The sequence below is a fragment of the Candidatus Burkholderia verschuerenii genome (assembly GCF_001189365.1).
Classification (GTDB): Bacteria; Pseudomonadota; Gammaproteobacteria; order Burkholderiales; family Burkholderiaceae; genus Caballeronia; species Caballeronia verschuerenii.
Map to the genome: position 1 here is coordinate 1 of NZ_LFJJ01000129.1, position 15,889 is coordinate 15,889.

15 protein-coding genes and 1 pseudogene are annotated in these 15,889 nt (G+C 61.5%); 9 read left to right on the forward strand and 7 right to left on the reverse strand.

Features of this window, described 5'->3' with window-relative positions; genetic code table 11:
- Positions 1 to 507: 507 nt before the first annotated feature.
- Both BVER_RS19565 and BVER_RS19570 read right to left on the reverse strand, forming a co-directional pair.
- Positions 508 to 1,674 carry an ABC transporter substrate-binding protein gene (locus tag BVER_RS19565; protein ID WP_050454736.1) on the reverse strand — a complete coding sequence of 389 codons (1,167 nt, stop codon included), beginning with the start codon at positions 1,672 to 1,674 and terminating at the stop codon, positions 508 to 510.
- 64 nt (positions 1,675 to 1,738) lie between these two features.
- Entirely contained in the window at positions 1,739 to 2,680 is a 942-nt protein-coding gene (locus BVER_RS19570; protein ID WP_050454723.1) for a CysB family HTH-type transcriptional regulator, read from the reverse strand.
- A 224-nt stretch (positions 2,681 to 2,904) separates the two neighbouring features.
- On the opposite strand from BVER_RS19570, the gene BVER_RS19575 reads away from it, so the two are divergent.
- From BVER_RS19575 to cobA, 6 genes are all read left to right on the forward strand, one after another.
- Complete coding sequence (locus BVER_RS19575) at positions 2,905 to 4,581, forward strand: nitrite/sulfite reductase (protein ID WP_050454724.1); 1,677 nt, start codon at positions 2,905 to 2,907, stop codon at positions 4,579 to 4,581.
- Positions 4,582 to 4,594: 13 nt separating this feature from the next.
- Positions 4,595 to 5,134 (forward strand): DUF934 domain-containing protein, encoded by a 540-nt coding sequence (locus BVER_RS19580; RefSeq protein ID WP_050454725.1) that lies wholly within the window; start codon positions 4,595 to 4,597, stop codon positions 5,132 to 5,134.
- Positions 5,135 to 5,140: 6 nt separating this feature from the next.
- Entirely contained in the window at positions 5,141 to 5,863 is a 723-nt protein-coding gene (locus tag BVER_RS19585; RefSeq protein WP_050454726.1) for a phosphoadenylyl-sulfate reductase, read from the forward strand.
- Positions 5,864 to 5,946: 83 nt separating this feature from the next.
- Positions 5,947 to 6,909: a sulfate adenylyltransferase subunit CysD gene (gene cysD / locus BVER_RS19590; protein ID WP_050454727.1), complete on the forward strand. Its 963-nt coding sequence runs from the start codon at positions 5,947 to 5,949 to the stop codon at positions 6,907 to 6,909.
- 27 nt (positions 6,910 to 6,936) lie between these two features.
- On the forward strand, positions 6,937 to 8,250 hold the full coding sequence (locus tag BVER_RS19595) for a sulfate adenylyltransferase subunit 1 (protein ID WP_050454728.1): 1,314 nt from the start codon (positions 6,937 to 6,939) through the stop codon (positions 8,248 to 8,250).
- A 17-nt stretch (positions 8,251 to 8,267) separates the two neighbouring features.
- Complete coding sequence (cobA, locus tag BVER_RS19600) at positions 8,268 to 9,026, forward strand: uroporphyrinogen-III C-methyltransferase (RefSeq protein WP_050454737.1); 759 nt, start codon at positions 8,268 to 8,270, stop codon at positions 9,024 to 9,026.
- Between the two features lie 311 nt (positions 9,027 to 9,337).
- Here the strand turns inward: cobA and BVER_RS19605 are convergent, their stop codons facing one another.
- From BVER_RS19605 to lptF, 3 genes are read right to left on the reverse strand one after another with little or no spacing between them, the layout of a single operon-like run.
- Positions 9,338 to 9,718: a sirohydrochlorin chelatase gene (locus BVER_RS19605; RefSeq protein ID WP_050454729.1), complete on the reverse strand. Its 381-nt coding sequence runs from the start codon at positions 9,716 to 9,718 to the stop codon at positions 9,338 to 9,340.
- A gap of 21 nt (positions 9,719 to 9,739) precedes the next feature.
- The gene (gene lptG, locus BVER_RS19610; RefSeq protein WP_050454730.1) at positions 9,740 to 10,885 is read right to left on the reverse strand and encodes an LPS export ABC transporter permease LptG; all 1,146 of its coding nucleotides are present in this window, start codon (positions 10,883 to 10,885) and stop codon (positions 9,740 to 9,742) included.
- A 4-nt stretch (positions 10,886 to 10,889) separates the two neighbouring features.
- Positions 10,890 to 11,984, reverse strand: a complete 1,095-nt coding sequence (gene lptF, locus BVER_RS19615; protein WP_050454731.1) for an LPS export ABC transporter permease LptF — start codon at positions 11,982 to 11,984, stop codon at positions 10,890 to 10,892.
- Positions 11,985 to 12,153: 169 nt separating this feature from the next.
- Between lptF and BVER_RS19620 the strand changes: the two genes are divergently transcribed.
- The 3 genes from BVER_RS19620 (at position 12,154) to BVER_RS19630 (ending at position 14,582) form a co-directional block, all read left to right on the forward strand.
- Positions 12,154 to 13,683 carry a leucyl aminopeptidase gene (locus BVER_RS19620; protein WP_050454732.1) on the forward strand — a complete coding sequence of 510 codons (1,530 nt, stop codon included), beginning with the start codon at positions 12,154 to 12,156 and terminating at the stop codon, positions 13,681 to 13,683.
- A gap of 7 nt (positions 13,684 to 13,690) precedes the next feature.
- The gene (locus BVER_RS19625) at positions 13,691 to 14,107 is read left to right on the forward strand and encodes a DNA polymerase III subunit chi (RefSeq protein ID WP_050454733.1); all 417 of its coding nucleotides are present in this window, start codon (positions 13,691 to 13,693) and stop codon (positions 14,105 to 14,107) included.
- Positions 14,108 to 14,213: 106 nt separating this feature from the next.
- The gene (locus BVER_RS19630) at positions 14,214 to 14,582 is read left to right on the forward strand and encodes a DUF2486 family protein (protein WP_050454734.1); all 369 of its coding nucleotides are present in this window, start codon (positions 14,214 to 14,216) and stop codon (positions 14,580 to 14,582) included.
- A 7-nt stretch (positions 14,583 to 14,589) separates the two neighbouring features.
- On the opposite strand, the gene BVER_RS34270 is transcribed toward BVER_RS19630, so the two are convergent.
- Both BVER_RS34270 and BVER_RS30395 read right to left on the reverse strand, forming a co-directional pair.
- Positions 14,590 to 14,928 (reverse strand): c-type cytochrome, encoded by a 339-nt coding sequence (locus tag BVER_RS34270; protein WP_050454735.1) that lies wholly within the window; start codon positions 14,926 to 14,928, stop codon positions 14,590 to 14,592.
- Positions 14,929 to 15,780: 852 nt separating this feature from the next.
- Positions 15,781 to 15,889: pseudogene (locus tag BVER_RS30395) on the reverse strand (IS5/IS1182 family transposase); the annotation flags it as partial.

A 15,889-nucleotide genomic window follows, 5' to 3' on the forward strand; every position in this document is an offset into this window, starting at 1 on the left:
CTTCGATCGTCTTGGCATGCCTCGCCTCACATAACCTCAACTTCCCGAACCGCCCGGTGCGGACCCGCACGCCGGGTGGTGTGGCAGGGGACCGGCCAGCTTGCTGGCCGCCCCTATGCCGATCGCCTAAAGTCAAACTTTATGGTGCCCGGGGCCGGAATCGAACCGGCACGCCTTGCGGCGGGGGATTTTCTTACCACTTCGGCTTTCGCCGCCAGAATTTCTCTGTTCGTGGTCTGGAGCACGCCTTCACCGTGACAGACGCTAGTCTGTTTTAGGTGCCCGCCGTCTGCTCTCTACACCTTCCTCGTCGCTTTCGCGCCGAAGCTTGGCTCGGTATTAGCTCGGACCTAGGTCCAGGGCCTTCGCCGAGTTTGACGGGCTTCACCTCAAGAATTTCTTCAAGAGGGCTCAAATTATGGTCTGAGTCCCCTGCGTCTACCAATTTCACCACCCGGGCAATCGAGTCCGTAATTGTGGCTCAAATCGCTGACTCGGGCAAGTGCGTCACTGGCTCAGATAAGTGAACGCACCATTCTTGACGATCCCCATCACGCTCACGCTCGCGCGCTGATCCAGCCCGACGTGATCCGTCGCGCTCGTATTCACGACGCCGTTCGGCACCACGAGCTCATGCGCATGTTCGAGCTCCGAGCGCAGCGCGACGCGAAACTCCTTCGTGCCCGGCTTGGCGGTCTTGAGCGCCCGCGTGACCCCATCCTGCAGGCGCGGATAGACGCCCGCCGCATCGCCCGCGAACTGCGTGACGCTGCCTTTGCCGTACTTCGCCTCGTAAGCCTCGACGAAGGCCAGCGCCGCCTTCTTCGACGGATGATCCGCCGGCAGCGTGCGCACGACGACCACCGCCTGCGTCGGGAACAGCGTGCCTTCCACGTCCTTGCCGCCGAGTTTGATGAACTCCGGCGTCGGGATGCCATGCGTCTGATAGATCGCGCCCTTGTAACCGCGCTCGACCAGCGTGCGCTCCGGCAGCACGGTCGGCGTCCCAGCGCCCGCGATCAACACCACATCCGGCTTGGCCGACATCAGCTTGAGAATCTGGCCGGTGACGCTCGCATCGGTCCGGTTGAAGCGCTCGCTCGCGACTATCTTGATATGCCGCAGTTCGGCGAACTTGGTGAACTCGGAGAGCCAGCTATTGCCGTAGCTGTCCGCGAAGCCGATAAAGCCGACCGATTTCACGCCGTGATTGGCCATGTAACGCGTCATCACGTCGGCCATCGCGCGGTCGGTCTGCGCCATCTTGAACGCCCACACCTTCTTGCCTTCCTGCGGCTCGACGACCGATGCCGAGCCGATCAGCGTGATCATCGGCGTTTCGTATTCGGCGACGGGGTCGAGCGCGGCCATCGCGGCGGGCGTGATATTCGGGCCGACGATCACATCGACGTGATCTTCCGTGATCAGCTTGCGGATATTGCGCACCGCCGCGCCCGGATCGGAGCCATCGTCGAGGATGATGTATTCCGCGTTCTGGCCGGCGATGGTCTTCGGCCACATCAGCATCGCGTTCTTGCTGGTGATGCCGATCGCGGCCGCCGGGCCGGTGCTCGACAGATCGATGCCGACTTTCAGTTGCGCGTGCGCGGCGGCGGTCAGGACAGACAAAGCGACGCCGGCGGCGAGCCGGCGCGTGATCAACGACCAAGTCATCGGATAGGTCTCCAAGGGAAGGTAGGCGTGTGCTTCGGTTTTTTTCGGCTGAGCGCCGTTATTTCTAGAGTTCGTAGCTTTCGTTTTCGCCCGACAGCGCCTGCTCGATCAGCTTGCGATTCAGCGACGGCGACAGCAGTTCGACGAGCGTATACACATAGCTGCGCAGATACGCACCCTGTTTAAGCGCGAGCCGCGTCACGTTCGTGCCGAACAGATGCCCGACCGGCATCGCGCGCAAATGGCGGTCGCGCTCCGGATTGAAGGCGATATCCGCCATGATGCCGACGCCGAGCCCCAGTTCGACGTAAGTCTTGATGACGTCCGCATCGATCGCCTCGAGCACGATGTCGGGCGTCAGATTGCGCAACTGGAACGCCTGATTGATCTTCGAGCGCCCGGCGAACGACGCTTCGTACGTGATGATCGGATACTGCGCGAGATCGTCGAGCGTCAGGAGCTTGCGCTCCAGCAGCGGATGATCGGGCAGCATCACGGCGAGGTGCTGCCACTGGAAGCAGGGCAGCGACACCAGTTCCTTATAGTTGGCGATCGCCTCGGTCGCGATGGCGATATCCGCCTGATCGTGGATGACCATTTCCGCGACCTGCGTCGGGCTGCCTTGCAGAATAGAAAGGTGAACCTTCGGAAAGCGCTTTTTGAATTCCGCGATCGCCGACGGCAACGAATAGCGCGCTTGCGTGTGCGTCGCCGCGATCACCAGATTGCCCTGATCCTGCGCCGCGTAATCCTTGGCGACGCGCTTCAGACTCTCCACTTCCTGCAAAATTTTCTCGACCGACGCCAGGATGATGCGTCCCGGCTCGGTGAGCGAGCGCACGCGCTTGCCATGCCGCGTGAAGATTTCGACGCCCAGTTCGTCTTCCAGCTCGATGATCGCCTTGGAAACACCCGGCTGCGATGTGTACAGCGCTTTGGCGGCTTCCGTGAGGTTGAAGTTCTGCCGGACGGCCTCGCGCACGAATCGGAATTGGTGCAGATTCATTTATAACCCAAGCGCATATCAAAGTAATTTTTCAGTCGTTTTCAATATATAGCAGCTTCTTTACTATCAGTCCAACTTTTCCAATATCCATATCTCTATCTGTCATAAGCAAATGAGCGTTCCGTCTGAACGACGCCGGCCGACAGGGATCAATGGGTATTCGATGGACGAGACGCATCGCGCGGCTAGGGCGCGGTGACCGAACAAAAACCTGGGGCCCCCACATGTACCAGTACGATCAGATCGACCAGCAAATCGTCGACGAACGTGTCAAGCAGTACGCCGATCAAGTCCGTCGCCGTCTGTCGGGCGAGTTGAGCGAGGAAGAGTTCCGCCCGCTGCGCCTGCAAAACGGCCTGTACTACCAGCGTCACGCGTACATGCACCGCATCGCGATTCCTTACGGCAATCTGCGCAGCGACCAGTTGCGCATGCTCGGCACCATCGCGCGCGAGCATGACCGCGGTTACGGCCACTTCTCGACGCGGACCAACATCCAGTTCAACTGGATCGAGCTCGAAGAAACGCCGGAAATCCTGCGCAAACTCACGTCCGTGCAGATGCACGGCATTCAGACGTCGGGCAACTGCATCCGCAATATCACCGCCGATCAATTCGCGGGCGTCGCGCCCGACGAGGAAGTCGATCCGCGTCCGTGGGCGGAAATCCTGCGTCAATGGTCGACGTTCCATCCGGAATTCGCGTGGCTGCCGCGCAAGTTCAAGATTGCGGTAAACGGCTCGGCGGAAGACCGCGCGGCCGTGCAGATCCACGATATGGGCGTGTATCTGAAGAAGAACGCGCAGGGCGAAATCGTCGCGGACATTCTCGCGGGCGGCGGTCTGGGCCGCACGCCGATCATCGGCGCGATCATCAAGCGCGATCTGCCGTGGCAGCATCTGATCACCTATTTCGAAGCCGCGCTGCGTGTGTACAACCGCTACGGCCGCCGCGACAACATGTACAAGGCGCGTATCAAGATTCTGGTGAAGGCGCTGTCGCCGGAGAAGATCGCCAAGCAGGTCGAAGAGGAATGGCAGCATCTGAAGGACGGCCCGTCGACGATCACGGCGGAAGAAGTCGCGCGCGTGTCGAAGTTCTTCGCGCCGCCCGCCTATGAAAAGCTCGCGGATACCGACGCTTCGTATGAGAAGCATCTGATCGACAGCAAGCCGTTTGCGCGCTGGGTCGAGCGTAACGTGCGTCCGCACAAGGTGGCGGGTTATGCGTCGGTGACGCTGTCGCTCAAGCAGCGCGATATCGCGCCGGGCGATGCCACCGACAAGCAGATGGACGACGTCGCGCAACTCGCCGACGAATACTCCTTCGGTGAAATCCGCGTATCGCACGAGCAGAACCTGATTCTCGCCAATGTGAAGAAGCACGATCTCTACGCCGTGTGGGAGCGCGCGAAGGCGCTCGGCTTCGCGACGTCGAACATCGGTTTGTTGACGGACATCATTGCGTGCCCGGGCGGCGATTTCTGCTCGCTCGCCAATGCGAAGTCGATTCCGATCGCGCTGGCGCTGCAAGACCGCTTCAACGATCTGGACTACGTGTACGACCTGGGCGATCTGTCGCTGAACATCTCGGGTTGCATCAACGCGTGCGGTCATCACCACGTCGGCAACATCGGCATTCTGGGCGTCGATAAGGACGGCTCGGAGTGGTATCAGGTGACGCTCGGCGGCGAGCAAAGCACGGGCGCGACCGGCGCGCATCTCGGCAAGGTGATCGGCCCGTCGTTCTCGGCAGACGAAATGCCCGACGTGATCGCGCAAGTGATCGATACCTTCGTCGATAACCGTTTCGAAGGCGAGCGCTTCATCGAGACGTTCGGCCGTATCGGTATCGCGCCGTTCAAGGAGCGCGTGTACGCATCGCGCCAGGCACACGCTTAAAGGACCCAGTCAGATGACGTTGATTATCAAGAATCGTGCGGTCGTCGAAGACGGCTTCGTCGTGATCCGCGCTGCTGAAGACGGCGCATTGCCGGCGGTCGATGCGCTGCCGGCCGGCCAGATCATCGTGCCGTTCGCGCTGTGGAAGGACAACAAGGACGCGATCGCCGCATCGCGCTCGAAAGCCGAACTCGGCGTGTGGCTCGCACCGGACGACGAACCGGCGGATATCGTCGCGGACTTCGACAAGCTGGCCGTGATCGCCGTCGATTTCCCGGTGTTCCGCGACGGCCGCGGCTTTTCCATCGGCCGCCTGCTGCGCGAACGATACAACTGGACGAGCGAATTGCGCGCCATCGGCGATGTGCTGCGCGATCAGGTGCTGTTCCATTCGCGCTGCGGCTTCGATGCCTTCGCCGTGCGCGCGGACAAGGACATCAACGACGCGCTGAACGCCTTCAACGAATTCTCCGAGCTGTATCAAGGCGCGACCGATAATCCCGAACCGCTGTTCCGCCGCCGCCGCGCGGTGCTCGCAGCGCGTGGAGCGTAAAACAGCATGACTCCCGAATTGCAAGCCAAGGTTGAACGCCTGGATGCGCTGCTCGATTCGATCGCGGCGCGTCATCAGAACGTCAAGCTAGCCAGCAGTCTCGCCGCCGAAGACATGGTGCTCACGCATGCCATTCTGTCGCGCGGTGTGAAGATCGGCATCTTTTCGTTGAACACGGGTCGTCTGCATGCCGAAACGCTCGGCATGCTCGATACCGTGAAAGCGCGTTACGGCTACGAGATCGAGCAGTTCCATCCCCGGCAGGATGCGGTCGATGCCTACGTGCGCGATCACGGCCTCAACGCGTTCTACGAAAGCATTGATTTGCGCAAGAGCTGCTGCCATATCCGCAAGGTGGAACCGCTGAATCGCGCGCTGTCGGATGTGTCCGCGTGGGTGACGGGCCAGCGTCGCGAGCAATCGGTGACGCGTACCGAACTGCACGAGGAAGAGCACGACGCGCCGCGCAACATCGCCAAGTTCAATCCGCTCGCGGACTGGAGCGAAACCGATGTGTGGGACTACCTGAAAGCGCTCGACGTGCCGGTGAATCCGCTGCATGCGCGCGGTTATCCGAGCATCGGCTGCGAGCCGTGCACGCGCGCCGTGCGTCCCGGCGAGGACAGCCGCGCCGGACGCTGGTGGTGGGAATCGCGCGATACGAAGGAATGCGGGTTGCACATCACGAATATCAAGGTCGTCGACGAAGCACCGAGTTCGGCGATTTAAGGCGCACATAGACGCGCCGCATCACACCCTGTCATTGAACGCGGTGTCTTACCAGGACGCCGCAAGCAAAAGGACCGACGAACATGAGCACGACGCTCGACTCCACCGTCACCGCACCGATCGTCAACCAGGCGAACCGGATGGACCATCTCGACTGGCTCGAAGCCGAGTCGATCCACATCATCCGCGAACTGGTCGCCGAGTGCAGCAAGCCCGCGCTGCTGTTCTCGGGCGGCAAGGATTCCGTCGTGGTGCTGCATCTCGCGCTGAAGGCGTTCGGTCTCGGCGCGGGCCGCAAGACTCAACTGCCGTTCCCGCTGGTGCATATCGACACGGGCCACAACTTCCAGGAAGTGATCGACTTTCGCGATCGCCGTGCCGCTGAAATCGGCGCGGAACTGGTGGTCGGTCACGTCGAAGATTCGATCAAAAAGGGCACCGTGCGTCTGCGTCGCGAGACGGATTCGCGTAACGCCGCGCAAGCGGTGACGCTGCTCGAAACCATCGAGCAATACGGCTACACGGCGATGATCGGCGGCGCGCGCCGCGACGAAGAAAAGGCGCGCGCGAAAGAGCGCATCTTCTCGTTCCGCGACGAATTCGGTCAGTGGGATCCGAAGGCGCAGCGCCCGGAACTGTGGAGCATCTATAACGCGCGTCTGCATAACGGCGAACATCTGCGCGTGTTCCCGATTTCGAACTGGACCGAACTCGACGTGTGGCAATACATCGCGCGCGAAAAGCTCGAACTGCCGAACATCTACTATGCGCACGATCGCGAAATCGTCCGTCGCAACGGTCTGCTGGTGCCGGTGACGCCGCTTACGCCGGTGCGCGATGGCGAGACGGCCGAGATCGCGCAAGTCCGTTTCCGCACGGTCGGCGATATCAGCTGCACGTGCCCGGTGGCGAGCGATGCGGACGACGTCGAGAAGATCATCGCGGAAACGGCCGTGACGGAAATCACCGAACGCGGCGCGACGCGCATGGACGATCAGGCATCGGAAGCCGCAATGGAACAGCGCAAGAAGCAAGGCTATTTCTAAGCATCACGCCACGGGAAAAAACGAATCATGAGCATCTATCAAGCTGAAGACCTGGGCGTGTTGCGCTTCATCACAGCGGGTTCGGTCGACGACGGCAAGAGCACGCTGATCGGCCGTCTGCTGTACGACAGCAAGGCCGTGTTGTCGGATCAGTTGTCGGCGATTTCGCGCGCGAAGAACAAGCGCACCGTCGGCGATGAAATCGATTTGTCGCTGCTGACGGACGGCCTCGAAGCCGAACGCGAGCAGGGCATCACGATCGACGTCGCGTATCGCTATTTCGCGACCGCGAAGCGCAAGTTCATCATCGCGGATACGCCGGGTCACGAGCAGTACACGCGCAACATGGTGACGGGCGCATCCACGGCGCATGCCGCGATCATTCTCGTCGACGCGACGCGCGTCACCTTCGAAAACGGCGAGACGCAACTGCTGCCGCAGACGAAGCGCCACAGCGCCATCGTCAAGCTGCTCGGTTTGCAGCATGTGATCGTCGCGATCAACAAGATGGATCTGGTCGAATACAGCGAAACGCGCTTCAACGAGATTCGCGATGCGTACGTGGCGCTGGCGCGTCAGCTCGGCATTTCGGATGTGCGTTTCGTGCCGGTGTCGGCGCTGAAGGGCGACAACATCGTGAGCGCGAGCGAGCGCATGGCGTGGTACGCGGGCGAGCCGATGCTCGATCTGCTGGAATCGCTGCCGGTCGCGCAGCCGAACGATCAGGCGCTGCGTTTCCCGGTGCAATGGGTCGCGCGTCAGGACGGCTCGCAGGCCGACGATTTCCGCGGCTACATGGGCCGCGTCGAATCGGGCGAAGTGCGTGTCGGCGATGCGATCACCGTGCTGCCGGCGAATCGTCAGGCGACGGTCGCGGAAATCATCGCGCCGGTGCCGGGCGGCTTGAGCCAGATCGATCGCGCGTTCGCCGGTCAGACGGTGACGATCCGCCTGACGGAAGACGTCGATGTCTCGCGCGGCGATACGTTCGTGCCGGCGGCATCGCAAGTGGAACCGGCGAAGAAGCTCGAAGCCGACCTTTGCTGGTTCGACGAAGAGCCGCTCTCGCCGCAGCGCAAGTATCTGCTCAAGCAGACGACGAACACCGTGTTCGCGCGCATCGGCGCGGTCAAGCAGGTGCTCGACGTGCACACGCTGTCGCATTCGGTCGATCGCACGACGCTCGCGATGAACGATATCGGCCGCGTCGCGCTGACGCTGCAAAAGCCGGTCGTCGCGGACGCGTACGACACGCATCAGGGCACCGGCGCGTTCGTGCTGATCGACGAAGCGACGCATCACACGGTCGCGGCCGGTATGATTCGTTCTATCGCGGTCTGAATCGGCGGATGAATCGCATGGGTAAGGTCTATTTGATTGGAGCAGGACCGGGCGCGGCGGATTTGATCACCGTGCGCGGCATGCGCCTGCTCGAACAGGCCGATGTGGTGCTGCACGACGCGCTAATCGAACCGGCCATGCTCGACTACGCGCCGAACGCGAAGAAGATCGCGGTCGGCAAGCGTTGCGGGCAGCGGTCGACGGCGCAGCATTTCATCAACAAGCAGATCGTCGATGCGGCGCTGGAGCATGGCGTCGTCGTGCGTCTGAAGGGCGGCGATCCGATGCTCTTCGGCCGCGCCGACGAGGAAATGCGCGCGCTGGAAGCGGCGGGCATCGAGTTCGAAGTGGTGCCGGGGATTACGGCGGCGCTGGCGAGCGCGGCGTCGTTGCAGCGGTCGCTGACGCTGCGTGGCGTGGCGCGCAGCGTGGCGCTCGCGACGCATTCCCGCGCCGCCGACAGCGACGAGATTCGCGAGCAGGCGAAAGCGGATTCGCTGGTGTTCTACATGGGCCGCGATAGCGCGCCGGAAATCGCTCAGCAGTTGATCGAAGCGGGGCGGCCGGGTTCGACGCCGGTTGCGATCGTGGAAGCGTGCAGCACATCGCGCGAGCGCTCGCTGACGCTGACCCTGGCGCAAATGGCGCTGGGCGAGGCACAAGAGTGGCTGGATCCGGCGCAGCCGAGTTTGCTGATGATCGGTGAAGCGTTTCGCGAGCGGAGTTTGGCTGCGAAGCCGAAGGTGCATTTGAAGGGGATGCAGGCGGCGGCTTGAGTGTGTGGCTAGAGTCACGACAAAAAAGCGCATCGGTGACGATGCGCTTTTTGTTTGTCCGTCAGTAACGCGCGCCTGTTCGACGCATGTCGTCGATGACCGATTCGGAGAGCGGCATGTTCTCTCGATGCATCGCGATTTCATTTCACGCACGAAAGCACGGCGATCGAACTTGCCCGTCCGAAGTACGATATGGCCATCGATCGTTCTATGCGCGCTGATTCGATCTCCAGCCTTGAGCGAGAGATGACGAGCAACGTCGTCTGACAAACGCAGTGCGAATCCCTCAGCGAGTTTGATGACTTCGAGTTTCATGACGCCGTGCCCACCTGCCTCAAACAATACCCCGCCACCGCCTCCAGCACCGCCTCATCCTCCCCAACCGCCGTCGCGCAGTGAATGACGACGCCCGGATTCGCCTCCCGGCACTTCTCGATCACTTCCGGCAAATCCCGCCGCACATGCCCGCCTTGCCCGAAGAACACCGGCACGACGGTAACCGCATCGCATCCGTCGCCAGCGAGCGAAGCCACGGCAGCAGGCAAATCCGGCGACATCAACTCCAGAAACGCCAATGCCACCGGCTGATCCCCGCGCATCGTGCGCAAGCGCGACGCGAGACGCTCGAACGGCTCCGCCCAGCGCGGATCGCGTGCGCCGTGTCCGAACAGGATGATGCCGTGCTTGCCCATCGCCGTGTCTCCGGAAAACCGTCAGTGCCGCTCAACCCATTTCAGGCCGATCAGCCCGAGCGCCAGATAGGCCAGCGCCGGCGCCGCCGCGGTGATCGGCGCGGGCCAAGTATTCAGATTGCCGATGTGCGAGAACAGCGTGTTGAACAGCTGGAAGCTCATCCCGATCATGATGCCGCCGAACACCTTCATGCCGACCACGCCCGCGCGCGTGTGCAGATACGCGAAGGGCAGCGACAGAATCAGCATCACGAACACCGCGAACGGATACAGAATCTTGCGCCAGAAGGCGATCTGATAGCGCTGCGCATCCTGATGGTTCTCGGTCAGATGCTGGATGTAGCGAAACAGGTTGAACATCGACATGCGATCCGGCGACACCAGCAGCACCGACAGAATATTCGGCGTCAGCTCCGAGCGCAGCGAATAGCTCGGCAGCGTCGTTTCCTTCGCGCGATAGATCGGATTGAGCGCGTCCTCCGGATCGAGCGCCTGCTTGTCGGCGTCGACGAGTTGCGTGTCGGTCACGTCGGTCAGCTTCCAGTGGCCGGGCGGCTCGTAGACGCCGCTCTTGGCGATACGCACGTTCGACAGCCGGAACTTCGAATCGAATTCGTAGATGCGCACATTGGCGATGGTCGCATCCGGATTCAGCGTGCCGACGTTGACGAAGCGCGTCACCTGCTCGCCGTTTTCCTTCGCTGTCAGCGTGTCCTTAACCCAGACGCCGGACTGAAAATTCGACGATACCGACGACCCCAGCGCCTCAAGACGCACGCGCTCCGACAGTTGATCCGCGTACGGCCCGACCACTTCGCCGATGATGTACGTCACCAGCACCATCGGAATGCCGATCTTGAGCAGCGAGCGCAACGCCGCGCCCGTCGACAATCCCGACACGCGGAAGATGGTGAACTCCGACGCCGCCATCTGCGCGAACACGTAGATCGCCGAGATGAGCGCGGCGACCGGAATGATTTCGTAGAAGCGCGAGGGCGTCTGCAAGGCGACGCGCAGCACCGCCAGCGTGAACTTGTAGTTGCCGTGTCCGACCGTGTTCAGTTCGTTGATCAGGTCGAAGAAGAAGAACAGGCCCGAAAACGCGAACAGAATGAAGATGAACGCGAGATAGATCTGACGCGCGAAATATCGTTCGTAGATGCGCATCGCGTCAGGCTCCCTTCGATCGCGTGAACGTCGACAGCCTGAACAGCGGCCGGTTGCGCACGCGCATCCAGAAGTTGAACGCGACGATCAGCGCGACCACGATATGCAGCCCGACCAAACCGAGGGCGAACGACATCTTGCTCTGCTCGATCCACGATTGCACGACGTTCAGCAGGTTCGAATAAGTGAGATAGATCAGCACGGCCATCACGAGATTGATGGTGCGGCTGCGGCGCGGATTCTGATAAGACAGCGGAATGGCGAGCAGCATCAGATTGATGGCGATAAGCGGCAGACCCGCGCGCCAGGCGAATTCCGCCAGATTTTCTTTGGTCGGATGACGCAGCAGCGCGGGCGTCGAAATGCTGGTGGTGGTCGCCTGATTGACCACCTGATGATTCATGATCTTCACACCATAGCGCTCGAACTCGATGATGCGAAAGTTCGGCTGCCCCGGCTCGCCGTCGTAGCGCCGGCCGTTTTCCAGCACAATAAAGCGGTCGCCGTCTCGCGTTTCGGTGTGCCCGGTCTTCGAGACGATCACGTTGACCTTGCCGCCTTCGGTACTCGTCACGAACACGTTTTCGACGTTGGCCTGATCCGGCGACATCTTCTCGATGAAGAACACGCGGTTGGTCGTCGGCGATTCGCGGAACTGGCCGGGCGCGAGCAGCGACACTTCATCGCGCTGCTGGAAACGCGCCTTGATCAGCTTGCTCTGCGCGTTCGACCACGGCCAGCCGACGAACGCGAAGAACATGATCAGCACGATGATCAGCGCGGAGAACATCGCGATCGGCTTGATGAGCTGCGTCTGGCTCACGCCCGAGGCGAGCCACACGACCATTTCCGAGTCGCGATACCAGCGCGTGAGCACGAACAGAATGGAGACGAACAACGTGACGATCAGCATGACCGCGAGATAGCCGATGACGGTCAGGCCGATCAGCACGACGACGTCCTTCGGGTCGATCTGGCCTTGCGCGGCGAAGCCGACGATGCGGATCATCATCGTCGTCAGCATGATCGTGAGCAGCACCATGAACACGGCGCCGGCCGTGTACGCGAGTTCACGCTGCAGGGAGCGTTCGAAGATCATTGAATTTTGCTTTGAACCGGCGGGAATGCGGAATGATCACTCATCTCATGGCAGACGGGAAGGGCAGTTTGCTTACCCTCGCGCCGAGCGCCTGTGACCGCCGCGGAAAAAATAGCGGATAATTGCGGCTTTCATCCTTCAGCCAAGATTTTATCCGAGGATAAGCGCGATGGACTTTAGCATAAAAGCCTGTGATTGGAGCAAGGGCGAGGCAAATGGTTTCCTGACGGGTAAATCCGATGTCATCGTGCTCGGCGTGTTCGAAGCACAGACGCTGATAGGCGCCGCTCGCGACATGGATGTCGCGACCAAGGGCCTCATTTCCCGCGTCGTGAAAGCCGGCGACATGAGCGGCCGCGCGGGCACGACGCTGCTGGTGCCGGAAGTGACCGGTATCGGCGCATCGCGCGTGCTGCTGGTCGGTCTCGGCAAGCAGGACGCCTTCAACCAGAAAGCCTACGGCGAAGCGGTGCGTGCCGCGTGGCGCGTGATCCTCGGCTCGAAGATCGCGCAGGCCACCTTCACGCTCGCGCAATTGCCTATCCAGGAACGCAGCGGCGACTGGGCCGTGCGCGCCGCCATCCTGGCATTGCGCGAACTGACCTACAAGTTCACGCAGATGAAGAGCAAGCCCGACAACGGCGCGCGCTCGCTCAAGAAGATCGTCTTCAGCATCGATTCCGCCGATGAGAAAGCCGCCAAGGTCGCGCTGAAGCAGGGTGTCGCGATCGCCAACGGCATGGACCTTACGCGCGATCTCGGCAATCTGCCGCCGAACATCTGCACGCCGACCTACCTCGGCCAGACCGCCAAGAAGCTCGGCCGCGACTGGAAGCTGAAGGTCGAAGTGCTCGGCCAGAAGCAGATCGAAGTGCTCAACATGGGCTCGTTCCTGTCGGTCGCGAAGGGTTCGGTCGAGCCGCCGCAATTCATCGTCATGCACTATCAGGGCGCGGGCGACGCCACCAAGGCGAAGGGCAAGAATGCGCCCATCGTGCTGGTCGGCAAGGGCATCACGTTCGATACGGGCGGCATCTCGATCAAGCCGGGCGAAGGCATGGACGAGATGAAATATGACATGTGCGGCGCGGGCTCCGTGTTCGGCACGATCCGCGCGGTCGCCGAAATGGGCCTGAAGCTCAACGTGATCGGCGTCATCCCGACCTGCGAGAACATGCCGGCGGGCAATGCGGTGAAGCCGGGCGATATCGTCACCGCGATGAACGGCACGACCATCGAAGTGCTCAACACCGACGCGGAAGGCCGTCTGATCCTGTGCGACGCGCTGACTTACGCGGAGCGCTTTAAGCCGGCCGCCGTCGTCGATATCGCGACGCTGACGGGCGCGTGCATCATCGCGCTGGGTCATCACAACACGGGTCTGTTCTCGAAGGACGATGCGCTCGCGGGCGAGTTGCTCGATGCATCGCGCGAGGCGGTCGATCCGGCCTGGCGTCTGCCGCTCGCCGACGAGTATCAGGATCAGCTCAAGTCGAATTTCGCCGATCTGGCGAATATCGGCGGGCGTCCGGCGGGCAGCGTGACGGCGGCGTGCTTCCTGTCGCGTTTCGCTTCGGCGTATCCGTGGGCGCATCTGGACATCGCCGGCACCGCGTGGAAGAGCGGCGCGGCGAAGGGCGCGACGGGCCGCCCGGTGCCGATGCTGTCGCAATTCCTGATCGATCGCGCGGGCGTGTGACGCTGGCATGACGCGTATCGACTTTCATACGAATGTCGGCGATCCGCTCGCCTACGCCTGCCGCCTCGCGCGCAAGGCGTACGCGAGTGGAAAGGCGCTGGTCGTGCTGGCGGAATCGCGTCGTCTCGCCGCGTTCGACGAACAATTGTGGACCTTCGCGCCGCTCGAATTCGTGCCGCATTGCATGGCGAAAAGCCCGCTGGCGGCCGACACGCCGGTCGTGCTGGCATCGAGTCTCGACGATGCGCCGCATCATCAGGTATTGGTGAATCTCGGCGCGCCGGTGCCGGCGCAGTTCGCGCGCTTCGAGCGGCTGATCGAGATCGTCGGCAACGACGAAGAGGAATTGTCGGCCGGGCGCGAGCGGTTTCGCTTCTATCGCGATCGCGGTTACGCCATCGAGACGCACAAGCAAGGCTCGTAAGCGCACAGAGCGCGGGCGCACGCACCGTTAGTCTGACGATGGAGCGGCTTTGCGTGCAGCCTCTTGGTTGCAGCGCTTTGCCTGCAGCCCGACAGGAGACCTATTCATGACCAATACGCCTGATTCTTTCGATTCGTCCATTCCCGTTCTGACCGATGTCGTCCGGCCCGGCAAGCCGGATTACGCCCGAGCGGCGTCGGCCGAAGGGTCGATCGAGCCGTCGGCGGTGAATCCCGTCGTCGTCGATTACGATTCGACGCGTGTCGCCGAGCGCGTGCGCGGACGTGTCACGCAGTTTCTCAACGGCGATGGCCGTGCCGTGATCGAAGCGCGCTGCGAGGAAATGCTGCGCGAGCATTCGGCGAAGATCGTGCAGGCGTTGTCGAACGAATTGACGGCTGCGCTCGAGAGCCGCATGCGGGCATGGGTCGGCGAGGCGGTCGAAGAGGAGTTGCGGCGGCAGCGGGAAGGGTGAGCGTGGGTTAGTGGAGCGAGAGGATCCAGTCGGCGAGGGCGAGTGCCTGATCGGACGTGAGTTGCGTGTTCGCCGGCATGGGGACGATGCCCCAGTTTCCTACTCCGCCCTCGGCGATTCTGCGTGCCAGCAGTTTGTTGGCCGATTCTACGGTCTTGTACCGTTGGGCGATTTTTTCGAACGATGGTCCGAGGGAGTCGCGTTGGACTGAGTGACAGCTCATGCAGTTGTTCTCTTGCGCTACTGCTTGCATTGGACTTGCTGCTTCGTTTTGCGCGGACGCGGGGGTGCTCGCTAGTGCGAGCAGGCATGACGCTGCTGTTAGGCTTTTCCAGCTTCGATGCATGCGGACGCCCGGTTTTGTTTTTTGCGGCGCACACTAGTTAGCTTTTTTTGCATTATAGGGTGGGCGGTTTTTTCGGGTTTTATCGTGCTTTCTATTCAGTAACCGCCTCCCCGGCGGTGGGGTTACTTTCTTTGCGGCGGCAAAGAAAGTAACCAAAGAAAGCCGCTTGTCCGATCCTAAGCACCTTCTTGAGCGGCCCCGGCACAGAACTAGAGACTTGGCACAGCAGTAGCGAGTGTTCGCGCTGAACGTGCGGGCGCGGGTTCCCATACGATTAGCGCTTTCTCGCCCACCTTAGTAACGGTTCCCTTCGGCTTACTCCGGCCCGCTGCGCGGCCGGTTTAGGGACGTTTGGGCCACCGGCAGGTGTTCAGCGAAACGGCCTCCAATGCCTCATCGGTTTGATCGTTATTCGGCCCTACCTCGGTTAGGGCTCCGAGGAATCTAAACTGCGTCGCCGAACAAGGGCAGCAGCCAAGGCTTTCCCGACTACTCGTACGCGATTTGATCAGCAACTACGGAACGCTCAGGCGCGGTGGCAATACCCCGGCCAAATGATTCTGCTGCGTTCGCAATGCGCGCACATTTTATTTAATTGGAGCACTAATCAAGGTACGGCCGAATAACGATCAAAACGATGCGGCATGCGAGGTCGTTTCGCTGATCACCTGCCGGTTGCCTGTACGGACCAAAACCGGCCGCGAAGCGGGCCGGAGTAAGCCGAAGGGGACCGTTACCGAGGTGGGCGAGAAAGCGCTGATCGCATGGGAACCAGCGCCGTGACAAACCGTGAAGCCATTCGCTACTGCTGTGCCAAGTCACTAGGTCCTGTTTACATTTACAAGCGGCCCGAGCAGACACGATGGAGACAAAGGTGAGGTAGCTGTGGGCGAGTTTGTCATATCGAGTGGCGACGCGACGAAAATGCTTGATACGCTTAAAGAAGCGTTCAACGAGATTG

Bases quoted from the DNA above. Each gene is read 5' to 3' on its own strand.
- BVER_RS19595 (WP_050454728.1), top strand. From the start codon at position 6,937: ATGAGCATCTATCAAGCTGAAGACCTGGGCGTGTTGCGCTTCATCACA.
- BVER_RS34270 (WP_050454735.1), bottom strand. From the start codon at position 14,928: ATGCATCGAAGCTGGAAAAGCCTAACAGCAGCGTCATGCCTGCTCGCA.
- BVER_RS19605 (WP_050454729.1), bottom strand. From the start codon at position 9,718: ATGGGCAAGCACGGCATCATCCTGTTCGGACACGGCGCACGCGATCCG.
- lptF (WP_050454731.1), bottom strand. From the start codon at position 11,984: ATGATCTTCGAACGCTCCCTGCAGCGTGAACTCGCGTACACGGCCGGC.
- BVER_RS19580 (WP_050454725.1), top strand. From the start codon at position 4,595: ATGACGTTGATTATCAAGAATCGTGCGGTCGTCGAAGACGGCTTCGTC.
- BVER_RS19630 (WP_050454734.1), top strand. From the start codon at position 14,214: ATGACCAATACGCCTGATTCTTTCGATTCGTCCATTCCCGTTCTGACC.
- BVER_RS19620 (WP_050454732.1), top strand. From the start codon at position 12,154: ATGGACTTTAGCATAAAAGCCTGTGATTGGAGCAAGGGCGAGGCAAAT.
- BVER_RS19570 (WP_050454723.1), bottom strand. From the start codon at position 2,680: ATGAATCTGCACCAATTCCGATTCGTGCGCGAGGCCGTCCGGCAGAAC.
- BVER_RS19565 (WP_050454736.1), bottom strand. From the start codon at position 1,674: ATGACTTGGTCGTTGATCACGCGCCGGCTCGCCGCCGGCGTCGCTTTG.
- lptG (WP_050454730.1), bottom strand. From the start codon at position 10,885: ATGCGCATCTACGAACGATATTTCGCGCGTCAGATCTATCTCGCGTTC.
- BVER_RS19625 (WP_050454733.1), top strand. From the start codon at position 13,691: ATGACGCGTATCGACTTTCATACGAATGTCGGCGATCCGCTCGCCTAC.
- BVER_RS19585 (WP_050454726.1), top strand. From the start codon at position 5,141: ATGACTCCCGAATTGCAAGCCAAGGTTGAACGCCTGGATGCGCTGCTC.
- cobA (WP_050454737.1), top strand. From the start codon at position 8,268: ATGGGTAAGGTCTATTTGATTGGAGCAGGACCGGGCGCGGCGGATTTG.
- BVER_RS19575 (WP_050454724.1), top strand. From the start codon at position 2,905: ATGTACCAGTACGATCAGATCGACCAGCAAATCGTCGACGAACGTGTC.
- cysD (WP_050454727.1), top strand. From the start codon at position 5,947: ATGAGCACGACGCTCGACTCCACCGTCACCGCACCGATCGTCAACCAG.